The organism is Acidithiobacillus acidisediminis (assembly GCF_023277115.1).
GTDB lineage: Bacteria > Pseudomonadota > Gammaproteobacteria > Acidithiobacillales > Acidithiobacillaceae > Igneacidithiobacillus > Igneacidithiobacillus acidisediminis.
Genome location: NZ_JALQCS010000003.1, coordinates 1 through 11,906 on the forward strand (window position 1 = coordinate 1; position 11,906 = coordinate 11,906).

Annotated in this window: 12 protein-coding genes and 1 pseudogene; 12 read left to right on the plus strand and 1 reads right to left on the minus strand. The window is 55.8% G+C overall.

The annotated features are described in order from the left end of the window. From M5D89_RS14115 to M5D89_RS14150, 8 genes are all read left to right on the plus strand, one after another. A partial coding sequence (locus M5D89_RS14115) for a tetratricopeptide repeat protein (RefSeq protein ID WP_248886506.1) occupies nucleotides 1–1,243 on the plus strand: 1,243 nt, incomplete at its 5' end. A 181-nt stretch (nucleotides 1,244–1,424) separates the two neighbouring features. Then, complete coding sequence (locus M5D89_RS14120; RefSeq protein ID WP_283103199.1) at nucleotides 1,425–2,258, plus strand: tyrosine-type recombinase/integrase; 834 nt, start codon at nucleotides 1,425–1,427, stop codon at nucleotides 2,256–2,258. A gap of 52 nt (nucleotides 2,259–2,310) precedes the next feature. Then, entirely contained in the window at nucleotides 2,311–2,715 is a 405-nt protein-coding gene (locus M5D89_RS14125) for a hypothetical protein (protein WP_248886507.1), read from the plus strand. Nucleotides 2,716–2,733: 18 nt separating this feature from the next. Continuing rightward, nucleotides 2,734–3,012: a BrnT family toxin gene (locus tag M5D89_RS14130; RefSeq protein ID WP_248886508.1), complete on the plus strand. Its 279-nt coding sequence runs from the start codon at nucleotides 2,734–2,736 to the stop codon at nucleotides 3,010–3,012. Further along, entirely contained in the window at nucleotides 2,990–3,313 is a 324-nt protein-coding gene (locus M5D89_RS14135) for a BrnA antitoxin family protein (protein WP_248886509.1), read from the plus strand. The genes M5D89_RS14130 and M5D89_RS14135 overlap by 23 nt, the downstream gene beginning before the upstream one ends. A 14-nt stretch (nucleotides 3,314–3,327) precedes the next feature. Further along, nucleotides 3,328–4,215, plus strand: coding sequence for a replication initiator protein A (locus tag M5D89_RS14140; protein ID WP_248886510.1), 888 nt, complete (start codon nucleotides 3,328–3,330; stop codon nucleotides 4,213–4,215). Nucleotides 4,216–4,816: 601 nt separating this feature from the next. After that, complete coding sequence (locus M5D89_RS14145) at nucleotides 4,817–5,035, plus strand: hypothetical protein (protein ID WP_248886511.1); 219 nt, start codon at nucleotides 4,817–4,819, stop codon at nucleotides 5,033–5,035. Between the two features lie 76 nt (nucleotides 5,036–5,111). After that, nucleotides 5,112–5,684 carry a DNA-binding protein gene (locus M5D89_RS14150; protein WP_248886512.1) on the plus strand — a complete coding sequence of 191 codons (573 nt, stop codon included), beginning with the start codon at nucleotides 5,112–5,114 and terminating at the stop codon, nucleotides 5,682–5,684. Between the two features lie 13 nt (nucleotides 5,685–5,697). Here the strand turns inward: M5D89_RS14150 and M5D89_RS14155 are convergent, their stop codons facing one another. Next, nucleotides 5,698–6,015 carry a hypothetical protein gene (locus M5D89_RS14155; RefSeq protein ID WP_248886513.1) on the minus strand — a complete coding sequence of 106 codons (318 nt, stop codon included), beginning with the start codon at nucleotides 6,013–6,015 and terminating at the stop codon, nucleotides 5,698–5,700. A gap of 178 nt (nucleotides 6,016–6,193) precedes the next feature. Here M5D89_RS14155 and mobQ point away from each other — a divergent pair, with 178 nt between their 5' ends. The 4 genes and pseudogenes from mobQ to M5D89_RS14175 all read left to right on the plus strand — a co-directional run. Then, complete coding sequence (gene mobQ / locus M5D89_RS14160; RefSeq protein ID WP_248886514.1) at nucleotides 6,194–8,833, plus strand: MobQ family relaxase; 2,640 nt, start codon at nucleotides 6,194–6,196, stop codon at nucleotides 8,831–8,833. Between the two features lie 472 nt (nucleotides 8,834–9,305). After that, a complete protein-coding gene (locus M5D89_RS14165; protein WP_248886515.1) occupies nucleotides 9,306–9,680 on the plus strand; it encodes a hypothetical protein in 375 nt (124 codons plus the stop codon). A 286-nt stretch (nucleotides 9,681–9,966) separates the two neighbouring features. Then, nucleotides 9,967–11,157: a porin gene (locus M5D89_RS14170; RefSeq protein ID WP_431307178.1), complete on the plus strand. Its 1,191-nt coding sequence runs from the start codon at nucleotides 9,967–9,969 to the stop codon at nucleotides 11,155–11,157. A gap of 474 nt (nucleotides 11,158–11,631) precedes the next feature. Next, nucleotides 11,632–11,906: pseudogene (locus M5D89_RS14175) on the plus strand (tetratricopeptide repeat protein); the annotation flags it as partial.

Below are 11,906 nucleotides of genomic sequence, written 5' to 3' on the forward strand. Positions count from 1 at the left end.
GGTACTGCTTTACAACACAGGACGCATTCAAGAGGCCAGCGCAGCCCTACAACAGGCACTGACAATTGACAAAAACTTTTCCTTGATGTTTGAGGGGGTTTATAATCAAGCACTAAACTTACAGTGCTGGGAGGATGTTGAAAATATTTTGCATAATTTGATCGCTATAAAAGATAGCCCTTCAAATGAGATGGCCATGCTAGGTGAAGTGCTTCGTCGGCAAGGTAAACTATTGGATGCCGAACGTGTTCTCTCTGATGCTCTTAATATTAATGAAAATAATGTAGCTGCGCTCCATAATTTATCAGTTTTGCTACTATATCAGAATAGATACTCGGATGCTGAATATTCAATTTTGAAGGTTTTATATTTAATGCCTGACAATGCCGAAAGCATATTTATACTAGGCGCGATATTTGCAGGAAAGAAGTGCTTTTCGGAAGCCGAAGCAGCCTTTAGAAAAGCGCTTTCCACTAAGCCTGCATACCCAGAGGCTTTAATGAACCTCGGTGCCATACTTAGCGACCAAGGGCGCATGGATGAGGCGATAGCTGCCCTCCGGAAAGCCTTAACCATCAAACCGGATTACCTGGAAGCGTTAATGAGGCTCGGTGTTGCACTAGGCCACCAGGGTCGCATGGATGAGGCAGAAACCACACTCAGAAAGGCTCTTGCTATCAAACCTGATTATCCAGAGGCCATTATGAATCTGGGCGTTATACTTGGTCATGAGGATCAATGGGAAGAGGCGGAAATTCTCTTCCGGCAAGCAATCACTATTAAATCAGATTATCAAGAGGCATTAATGAACCTAGGCGCGGCCCTTAGCAAACAAGGCCGTTGCTTAGACGAAGCCGAAACCCTCCTGAGACAAGCACTCGCTATCCAGCCGGGACATGCTGACGCATTGGTAAACCTGGGTGCCACACTCAACAAACAAGGCCGCTTGGACGAAGCTGAAACCATTCTCAGACAGGCCGTCACCTTTAAACCAGAGCACGCTGACGCATTGATAAACTTGGGTGCAGTCCTCAGCAAACAAGGCCGATTAGACGAAGCTGAAACCATCCTCCGACAGGCTCTCGCTATCAAACCGGACCAAGCTGACGCACTGGTGAATCTCGGGGTCATACTTCGCCAGCGTGGCTGCCCAGAGGAAGCCATGGCGTCTTTTCAAAAGGCGCTTACTGCTAATCCGAGCCATTCAGAGGCGCTGGTAAACCTTGGCGCTACAATACACTAGAGTATGACAGGAATGCGCTACTAACTAGCTCTAAATTCTCTATTGGTAACGAGACATATGGCATCATTCTGTCTCGTGGACCGCGGCCGGCGAAGTCTTAATGTACTGATTCTCCAGCTACCAGGCAAGGGCCGGAAGGGGCTATTATGAGACATTACGATCACGGTGGAGATTTTGCGCGATGGCGGACGGGAAAACAGGGCGGAAACGGCAGGGGGTGATCGAGGCGGAGACCGGGGTTCCAGTCGTGCCCGGGCAGGGGGAGTTGTTCGGGGGGGTGCCAGCGGAAACTGTCACAGTGACGGATGCGGCACCCGATCCGGTCGAGCCAGTAGCCGCTGTCTTGCCCCCTGATTTGCCGTCCGCAGGACAGGATCTGTTGCCTGTCGCTGTAGCCACCCCTAAAAAGCGCCGGGCGGCCTCGGAGGGCGAAAGAAAGCATCTCACCACCCTGGAGGTGGATCGCCTGCTGGCGGCCACGAAAGACAATCCCCGGACCGGCCTGCGCGACCGCTGTTTGATCCTCCTGATGTTCCGCCACGGTCTGCGGGTGACGGAGGCCTGCGCCATGCGGGTGGACCAGGTGGATCTGGAGAGCAGGATTCTCCAGGTGCAGCGGCTCAAGGGCGGGCTGTCCACCACCCAGCCGCTGCGGACGGAGGAGATCCGCCTGCTGAAAGGCTGGATGGCCGAGCGGGAGCGCTGGCTGCGGCAGTGGCGCAGGAAAGAAGGCGGCACCGGGGCGGCCCTGGATCGCCATGCGCTGTTTTTGAGTACACGGGGGACGGCACTGTCCCGCAAGACCATCTGGGCGCTGCTGCGCCGCTATGGGGCGCTGGCGGGGCTGGCCCTGCCGCCCCATCCCCACATGCTCCGGCACGCCTGCGGCTTTGCGCTGGCCGACCAGGGCGCCGACACCCGGCTCATCCAGGACTATCTGGGGCACCGGAACATCCAGCATACGGTGCGCTACACGGCCACCAACCCGGTGCGCTTCGAGAAACTGTGGCGGTGATTGCCATTTGGAGATATAACACTGACGACAACACTAAAGTACAGGTGCGTACATGGCTAAGGTCAACATATCAGAAGCTGCAAGGATGGTCGGCAAGAGTCGATCGCATCTTTACGAGAAGTACATAAATACTGGTGCGATGACAGTAGAAACGGACCGTGATGGGCGAAAGGTTGTTGATACTTCAGAGCTGATAAGAGTCTTCGGAGGCTTGGTTTGTGGCGACAACAGTAAGGACATAATAGAGGACAGTCACGGACATGATAAAAACAGCCAAAAAGACAGTGTAATTAGCGCATTGCAGTCGGAAAATGAAGTGCTGCGTGAATATCTTAGGGCCAAAGAACAGGAAGTGGCTTGGCTACGTGAGCAGGTCGGCAAAACTACAGCATTGCTAACTCACCAGAAAGATAGCCCTGGAGTCGTGCAAGGAAAGCGTTGGTGGCGGCCATGGTAAGTATGTATTATTGTACATATGATTTTTGAATGGGATGAAGCAAAGCGCCTTATCAACCTTGAAAAACACGGGGTTGATTTTGTGGATGCGTCAAAAATGTGGGATGGGATCATGCTTGTGGCAGAGGATGCCAGACGAGAATATGGTGAATCCCGCTATGTTGGGACTGGTCGCATAGAGGGAAGGGTGATGGTCGTTGTTTACACCAACAGGAGCGCAAACGTCGTCCGGATCATCTCATTGCGAAAGGCTAATAGCCGGGAGACTCGATCTTATGAAAACGCAACAAATGAATAAGCCTGCAGTTATTACGCGTACCGTAGGGGTTGATAATCAGGCAACTTCCCAGACTGACTGGAATCGTTTGGACGCGTTGGGCGATGATGACATCGATTATAGTGATGCGCCCGAACTGGGTGCCGATTTCTGGAAAGAAGCAAAAGTTCTAGATCATGGTGCTAAAAAACCTATAACCATAAGAGTCGATCAAGATGTTATTACTTGGTTCAAGTCCCGCGGTGGGCGCTACCAAGTCTTGATGAACCAGGTTCTGCGCCAGTACATGGAGAGTCTGGAGAAGCATGGACAGAGTAGGTAGGCGCTGTCATCGATATGGGTAGCCACCTACGCCCAGACAGGCATATTCAGCGAGATTTTTTCATTGCCGACATTTTGGATGCGGCACCGAAAGATGATACGGCAAGCATGGAGCATCCTCTTTTTGCTTTACGTGCTGGAGACAAGCGAGTTCGTACTTACGAACGTGGGAATTATAAGGTTGAGATACAACCTGGGCCGTATGGTTGTGCAACAATTCACGATAAAGACGTTTGGATTTACTGCATAAGTCAGCTTATGGAGGCGGTCAATCGAGGCAGAGATGATATAAGTCGAACGGTCAGATTTGTCGCCTATGATTTCCTCGTCACAACGAATCGTCCAGTTGCTGGAGTTGGTTATGATCGGATGGCTGACGCTTTGCGTAGATTAAGCGGGACCCGCATTGAGACCAACATAGAAACAGACGGAAAACGTGAGCGCGCAGGATTTGGCTTGATTGATGCCTGGAAGGTTGTCGAGAGGGGAAGAGACAACCGAATGACAGCGGTAGAGGTCACTCTCCCAGATTGGTTGTTTAGATCGGTCAAGGCTCGCCAAGTGCTAACGCTGGATCGGGATTACTTTCGGCTACGCAAGCCGTTAGACAGGCGTATATATGAGATAGCCAGGAAACATTGCGGCATCCAGCCACGGTGGCGAGCGACGACTGCCACTCTACATGAGAAGAGTGGCAGTTCGGCTACTTTGCGAGAGTTTCGGAGGCTCATTAAAGGGTTGTCAGATTCTAACGAGTTGCCCGGCTATCAAGTCGTGTTTGATCATGACGCAGATGTAGTCACCTTCTACCCAAAAAACGGTAGGGCCGGATCAATGGCGCAGATCAGAGACTTGCTAAAGAAACCCGCGCATACGAAAAAGAAGGTCACGAAACAAGCATGACAGCTGTGGATAATTTACGTCGGCCTGTGGATGGGCACGTACTTTCACACACGCGTTTCTGTGGATGGACACGTACCTTCACACACACCAGTTACGTACCTTTACCCACACGGACATACCCGCAGGCCAATAGTCATAAGGCTTCCAGAAACCGTAACGCGCGCGCGCATATTTAACTTTTAAGAAAAGCTTTTAACGCCTCCGGCGGTGGAAAACCCAACAACGGAAGAAAGAAAAGGAGCGCCCACTTGCCGCCTTCGGCGCCGGGCGCAACCATCCCCGGCGGGGAGCCTGCCGCTCCCCCTGTCCGAGCCTTCGGCTCGCCGGATCGACCCCCTTCGGGGACTGCGTCCCCCACTGCCTACGGCATCGGCTCCCCCTTTATTTTTATTCAACGGCGAAAAGGCATCGAGAAATGACCCAGAATCGGTTTTTGATGCCCTGAGGTAGATTTCCCTGGCCAGAGCCCTTTGCGTACGCTGTAGGGCAAATTTGAGGCCTTGCGGGGCCGTTTCTGTGGGTGGACGTGCTTGGACGTGATTGACGGCAGGGGGTGACCGTTTTATGCTTTGTCACTGTGACGGCTTGTGGGGGTAGATTCATGGCAACGACCAGTGCGGAACGGATGCGGTGGAAGCGGGCAAGGGACCGGGGCTTGGTCTGGGGCTATGGCGATGAGTCCCAGCTCAGTGATACTGCCCTGATTGAACAACTGGCCATCGCCTACTGCAAGGCCCGCAATGAGGAAGGCAATGCCATTGCCCTGGGGCTGCTCCGGGAAATCGCCGCGCGAATCGGCTTGGCGGGGAAGTCACTGTGACAAGGGGTGCATCACGATGGTAATAAATAATAGTATGTAATATTATACAATTTATTACATTCAAGAGGATTCCGGCATGGCATCACAGGAAGCGATCTGGGCGGCGGCGGATGCGCTGGTGAAGGCGGGGGAGCGGCCTACTCTGGCGGCGGTGCGCAAGGCGGTGGGAGGCGGATCGTTCACCACGATCAGCGAGGCGATGGGCGCATGGCGGGGGCGGCAGGCCATCGCGGAGCCGGTTCGTGAGCCCGCGCCGGTAGCGGTCTCTCAGCAAGCCGCGGTGCTGGCCGCTGAACTCTGGGCGCAGGCCCTGGCGATCGCGCACGAACGTTTACAAACCGACCGGGAAGCCTTGGAAGCCGCCCGGGAGGAGATGGCGCGGGAACGGGCCGAAGCGGTGGAGCTGGCCGACCTTCTGGCGGCTGAGATGGATCAGGTGCGTGCCGAGCTGGAAGCGGGGCAGATGCTGCTGACCGAGAAAGACGAAGCACTCCTGGAGCAGACCCAGGAGATCCACCACTGGCGCGGAGAGGCCTCGCTGATGCGGGAGAAGGCGGCGTTGCTGGAGGGCAAGGTGGCCGGTCTGGAACAAGCCCTCGGTCAGATCAATGTGCGCATGATCCCGGTGATGGGCACGACAGGCGACTGATGCCGGTTCGTTCCTAGTCGCGCATGGCGTTGTCGCTCAATATGCTGGTGATGGCTTCGGAAGTGGTTTCCTGGTCGCTTTGCGGTTTTGCCTCTGGCGTCAACCGCAGGGAGTCGAGTAGCGGTGCCAGGCGTTTTTTATCGGATTCCCTGGTGATGGACTTCTCGGCTTCCCCCAACAGCCAAGTCCGGATTTTGGCGTTTTCCCGAGCGGCGTGAATGAGCATGCCCCCCAGGATGATTTTCTGGCCGTTTTCTAGTTCACGTGATTTTTTCCGCAAGCGGGCCAGTTCATCTTCCTTCTGTGCAATTTGCTGTTCGATTGTTGCCATAAATCCATCCTCTAAAGTCTATTCGTCATCCTGAACAGGGTAGCGCAGACCGGAGCATCGCGCCATAATATGAAGCACAGACTAGCCCCACTGGCATTTGAAGTGCGCACTTACGACTTCTGCGAAGTCAAGCGCGCCCGGCGGGGCCGAATCAAAAGCCGAAAGCGAGGAGCCGAGAATGGCCATTTATCACGCCAGCACCAAACCGATAGCGCGCAGCGCGGGACGGTCCGCCGTTGCCGCAGCGGCCTATCGGGCGGGTGTGGAGCTGGTGGATGTGCGCACCGGGCTGGTCCACGACTACACCCGCAAGGGCGGTGTCGAGCATACGGAGATCCTCGCGCCGGACGGACTGGGCGCGGAGCGCAATGGCCTGTGGGATGCCGCCGAACTGGCCGAGAAGCGCAAGGATGCCAGAACGGCCAGAGAGTGGATCGTCGCCCTGCCATCAGAACTCACCGCTGGTCAGCGCACGGATCTGGCCCGCGACTTTGGCCAATGCCTGGTAGAGCGTTATGGGGTAGCTGTCGATTTTGCGATACACGCCCCCGACCGGGAAGGGGATAATCGGAACCATCATGCCCATATTCTCACCACGACCCGGCAGGTCAGTCGTGGTCCCGATGGTGTTCTGGTGTTTGGGGACAAGGCCCATATTGAATTATCCGACCGTGCGCTGCGGGCGATCCGTGATGCCACGATTGCCGGACCTACCCGGCCAGGTGATCGCTACGGTGCCGCCGACGAAGTGCAGGCGGTTCGGGAGTTATGGGAGCGCGTAGCCAATGCCGCACTGGAGCGGGCGGGGGTAAGAGCGCGGATCGACGCCCGCAGTCTTGAGGCGCAGGGCATCGACCGGGAAGCCAGCCAGCATCTGGGGCCGGTCGCCTCCGAGATGGAGCGGCGCGGCAAGGCATCCGACCGGGGAGACGGCAACCGGCAGGTCAGCGACCACAATATGGAGCGGGCGCGACTGTCGGCGGAGATCATCGACCTGCAAGCGGCGCGGGAGCGGCGCGCGCGCCGGGAAGCCGCACGGCGGGAGTTTGAGGACAGCCACGGAGGGCAGCCGGACACCCTGTCCGTCACGCGGGCCGTGGCGGCGCTGGTAGGCACCCAGGCACAACGGGCGCGGCAGGCCACGCAAGAGCGCTGGACAGAGCGGCAGCGGCGGGTGACCCGGCGCGAGCGGGAGGCGCGGCGGGAACGCCTGGTGGCTCTGGCGGAAGCTCTGGCGAAGGACCCCTCGTGCCGATTGCCTCTCCGGCAAGCGTATCTGGATGCCGGATACCGGCTGCAGCAGCAGGGGGACAAAGGGGTCTTTGTTTACCCTCATGACGACCTGCAGGCCGAGCGGAAGGCGGTTTCCAATGCCTGGCAGTCCTGGGACCAGCGCAAGCAAGGTCTGAAGCGGGACCGTGTTACTGAGCAGGAAACCCGGCCTGGTATCCGGCACCCCGACAAGCCCCTCTGGCAGGCGGAGCGGGAGCGCATCCTCACCCAGGCATATAACGCGGACGTGGCAGAGAAGATGGGCCGCTGGTATCGGGTGGAGAGCGGGCCGGACGGTATCACCCTGAGCAACCGGGAGGCGACCATCATCGACTATGGCGACCGCATCACGTCCAGGGACGGCAATGGGCGGGAGATCGAGGCCATGGTGGATCTGGCCCGAGCCAAAGGCTGGGAGCGGGTCAGTCTGACGGGCACGGCGGAGTTCCAGGAGCGGGCGGCGCGGGCCTTTGTCGAGGCGGGCATTGGCCTGACAGACGCCCGACTGGAGCAGACGGCACGGGATGCCATAGAGGCGGATCGGCGAAAGGCGGCCAGAGAACATGCTGCGAAGGCGCGGGAAGCGGCGTTAATCGAGCAGCAGGAGCGAGAGACCCGGCCCGGCATCCGCCATGCCGACCGGAGCCAGTGGGCGGCGGACCGCTCCCTGGTGCTGTCTCTCCAGTACGATAATCAGCATACGGAGCGGGCTGAGCAGCGTGGCTTTTATTGCCGATGGATGGAGGACGAGCAGGGGCTGCTGTATGAGCGCAGAAAAGACGGCGTGACTTTTATCGATCAAGGCCCCGTCATCGTGGCGCCCCACGGCGCCGGACACCCAGAGAGGGACGCGATCGCGCTGGTTCTGTACGCACAAGGGGCTAGAAAGTGGGACTCCATCGAGATCACCGGCGACGAGACCTTCCGGCTGCGGGCGGCCATAGCGGCGGTAGAAGAGGGGCTGACGGTTACCGATTCTGAGCTTACGAAACGGGCGGAAGCTGTCATTGAACGGCGGGAGAGGCTGGTGGTTCTGGCGGATGCTTTGGCGAAGGACTCTGCGTGCGGTCTTTCTATTCGGCAGGCGTATCTGGATGCGGGATACCAGCGGCAACAGCAGGGGGACAAATGGGTCTTTGTCTATCCTCATGACGACCTGCTGGCGGAGCGGAAGGCGGTTTTTACTGCCCGGCAGGCATGGGACCAGCGCAAGCAGGAACAGAAGGAGAAGGTGCCGAGAGCACAGATAAGCGCTTATGGAGCGGAGTATGGCCGCAGGGATGACTGGAAAGGGTCATTTACGGGAGCCGTGATTGCGGTGGATGAAGGCCATGTTTACGTCGGATCGAAAGGTGGCAGTGTTGCACCGCACTTTGTAGCGATACCGAAGGAGCGGTTTAAAACCCAACCATCGGTAGGGCTGTATGCGACGTTCACCCAGGGGGATGCGCAGCGTCCGGCGGGCTGGAGCAAAGTGCTGGGGAAGATGAATGGGCAGGGGCGACTGGTGAGAGATCAGGGGAAAGGCCAGGGTATTGGCGATTAGCGAGGCCCGCCCCGCCGCCCAGGAGACCCCCTATAGAGTTTCCAAATCGTGACAGGCCACGAGTCTCAAAAGTCGTGCAGGTTGCCCATACCAAAACGAGAGCGGTTCATGAGAACGCGGAAGCCAGCAAAGGCAGGGATTTGGTTCTCACAATGTGGGGTCTCTCAAAAACGGCCCGTTGCGAGAGGGGCGAAGCAGGGGTTTGCTGGACGCTGAAAAACCGGACGGGTTGATGGACAGAATCAGGGCTGGGAATGGCCCCAAAAGTGTCCAGGAACCAGGTGTTCAGAAAACCTTCGTTTTTGAGTTAAGTCTTCTGTTTTGTAATCAGCCCATTAAGATGAGCCTCCCCTCAAGCCCATGCGCGAGAGCCCAAGAGTTAGTGCCCGACTGTGGGGTTGTCGGTTGCGGTTGACATGCAAAACCCTTCTGCCTAAGTTTGGATAGGCGCATACCCACTGAGGAGCATCTAATGGAAAAGAATAAACAAATTTCGCGCCGCAGTTGGATAAGAACTGCTGCCACGATGGTTGCGACAGTTGCCGCATACCCTTTTGTCGGCGCAGCAGCCCACGCCGCGACGCGCAAGAAGATTGCGAAAGCGGTCGTCGATTACCAGGACCACCCGAGCGGGCACAAGATGTGCGGGATGTGCATACATTTCATCCCGACTGGCGGGGTTGCCGGACATGGAATGATGGGCGGTATGGGGCCGGGTATGATGAGGGATATGCCCAACATGGGACCTGGAATGATGAAGGACGGGACCTGTCAACTTGTGGATGGACGAATTAGTCCAATGGGTTACTGCATTCTGTACTCACCTGTACGGACGGTCGATTCGTAAACCTGTCGTCAATCGTATGCTCAGTCCTGCAATCGCTTTTTGTAACAGCGTTAGCGCCCAGTAGATTCAGGTCTTCGGTAGCCCCTGTGTCGAGATCCTGGCAGGATCTGCATGATCTATTTTGGTGCATCACACCTCAAGACGCACCAATATTGTGCAAATATCATTATCAGCTTTATGCAAAATTCGCTGCGTTGCTATGGTGCAACAACAAAGGGCGCACCTTGTTGTATGTGGCATGAAAATTGCTAAACACTGTTTTTTAATCGGAGAAATTGTGATGAAAATGTTCACTCATATTGAGTGTCGCCGCATAAGCAGCAAGCTGACGATCCTATCCACAGTTGTTTTGTCCACCTTGGCACTGCTATCAGACACTGCTCAAGCTGCGCCCCTGCCGATGCCAGCGATGACCGGACCGCTGCAGTCACCATCTCCTTTTCAGTTTAATGCCGGCCCGCTCGGAAAACTGGACATCACCGGCGTGATGAGCGGCATGGGCGTCTGGCAGGACAACCCAGGCCTCGCAGGCACCCCCGATAAATACACCCGCGCCGATATCAGCAATGGCCAGATATTCATCCAGAAAACGCACGGGCTGATTCAGTTCTTTCTCCAGGCCGGAGCCTACAACATGCCCGCCTTGGGCGCGCCGTTCCTTTCCACAGGGAACACCACCAGCGATTATTACGGCGCATTGCCGCAAGCCTATCTGAAGATCGCGCCCACCAAGAATTTCTCGGTTCTGATCGGCAAGCTCCCCACCTTGATCGGCGCGGAATACACCTTTACCTTCGAGAACATGAACATTGAGCGCGGCTTGTTGTGGAACCAGGAAAACGCTGTCAATCGCGGGGTGCAAGTTAACTACAGCGCAGGGCCATTGAGTGCTTCTCTGGCATGGAGTGACGGTTTCTACTCCAACCGCTACAACTGGCTCTCCGGCTCCTTGTCCTACACCATCAACTCCGCCAACACTGTGAGCTTCGTGGGCATGGGCAACGCGGGGCAGACGGATTATTCCACCAGTCTCGCTACCCCGATCTATCAAAACAACAGCGACATCTACAACCTAATCTATACCTATAGCTCGGGTCCATTGATGATTCAGCCCTACCTCCAGTACACCCATGTACCCGCCAACCCCGCTATCGGTGTGGGACACAGCACGGCGACCAAGGGTGCGGCTCTCCTGGCGAGTTATAGCCTCACCCCTCACGTTACCTTGGCCGCTCGAGCCGAATATATCGCAAGCACCGGCAACGCCACAGATGGTGCGGTTAACCTGATGTATGGACCAGGCAGTAAGGCGTGGTCCATCACCGTGACACCCACCTACCAGGATCACGACTTCTTCGCCCGTGCCGAGTTTTCCTACGTACAGGCAAGTAGTTACACTCAGGGCGATGTTTTTGGTCCGCAAGGGAATAACCCTACCCAGGCCAGAGCCCTCGTCGAAACCGGATTCCTATTTTAAGAGGCAGCAATCTAGCGTTGACTATTCGTGTTTATGTCCCATATGATCAAACCTGAGCAGCGTGCCGGTAGACATGCTGGCATGTGTTAGCGATATGTTTGTTATATGGTGAATTAACTAACACGAGGTCTGATTTGAGGCGCAGCATTAATAGTCTTGCACATGCGCGGACATCTAGTATCATTGGGTGACTCGAAAAACCGGCGCTAATATGATTCATGACTAACAAGTTCAATGGTATAAAAATCCCCGCAGCAAGCTGCGGGGTATTACTATAGCCTCCATTTGCTGATTTTCGCTGCAAGCATCGGGGAATCAGACCCATAGAGATTGGAATGGAGAATATTTTTGATAAGTGGTTTTTTAGAGATATTCTACCTGTCTTTTCAAAATAATACCGCTTACTTGTAGTATACCTTTGCAACGACGAGGCGGGGGTGTGCTACAATTCTACTCGGAAGGAATGGGCTGCCGATGTCCTCATCGCCAACAGGAAAGCATGAAGATCAAAAACTTGCTGTTACAAGACAAAAACTGTCACTTGCTACGCACTATCATCAAATAGGTCGGCTGAAAGAGGCCGAACAGCTTTATCGAAACATTCTTGTGGAGCAACCTAACCACGCCGAGGTTAATAGCAATATGGGGGTGCTAGCAAGCCAAGCAGGCCGCGTCAATGATGCTTTATATTTTTTTCAGACAGCGCTGAGTTCAAATCCAAAAAATGGGCAAACATGGGCTAATTATGT

What these genes read in the sequence shown, in the direction of transcription:
- M5D89_RS14120 (WP_283103199.1), top strand. Translation starts at nt 1,425, where the DNA reads ATGGCGGACGGGAAAACAGGGCGGAAACGGCAGGGGGTGATCGAGGCG.
- M5D89_RS14125 (WP_248886507.1), top strand. Translation starts at nt 2,311, where the DNA reads ATGGCTAAGGTCAACATATCAGAAGCTGCAAGGATGGTCGGCAAGAGT.
- M5D89_RS14130 (WP_248886508.1), top strand. Translation starts at nt 2,734, where the DNA reads ATGATTTTTGAATGGGATGAAGCAAAGCGCCTTATCAACCTTGAAAAA.
- M5D89_RS14135 (WP_248886509.1), top strand. Translation starts at nt 2,990, where the DNA reads ATGAAAACGCAACAAATGAATAAGCCTGCAGTTATTACGCGTACCGTA.
- M5D89_RS14140 (WP_248886510.1), top strand. Translation starts at nt 3,328, where the DNA reads ATGGGTAGCCACCTACGCCCAGACAGGCATATTCAGCGAGATTTTTTC.
- M5D89_RS14145 (WP_248886511.1), top strand. Translation starts at nt 4,817, where the DNA reads ATGGCAACGACCAGTGCGGAACGGATGCGGTGGAAGCGGGCAAGGGAC.
- M5D89_RS14150 (WP_248886512.1), top strand. Translation starts at nt 5,112, where the DNA reads ATGGCATCACAGGAAGCGATCTGGGCGGCGGCGGATGCGCTGGTGAAG.
- M5D89_RS14155 (WP_248886513.1), bottom strand. Translation starts at nt 6,015, where the DNA reads ATGGCAACAATCGAACAGCAAATTGCACAGAAGGAAGATGAACTGGCC.
- mobQ (WP_248886514.1), top strand. Translation starts at nt 6,194, where the DNA reads ATGGCCATTTATCACGCCAGCACCAAACCGATAGCGCGCAGCGCGGGA.
- M5D89_RS14165 (WP_248886515.1), top strand. Translation starts at nt 9,306, where the DNA reads ATGGAAAAGAATAAACAAATTTCGCGCCGCAGTTGGATAAGAACTGCT.
- M5D89_RS14170 (WP_431307178.1), top strand. Translation starts at nt 9,967, where the DNA reads ATGTTCACTCATATTGAGTGTCGCCGCATAAGCAGCAAGCTGACGATC.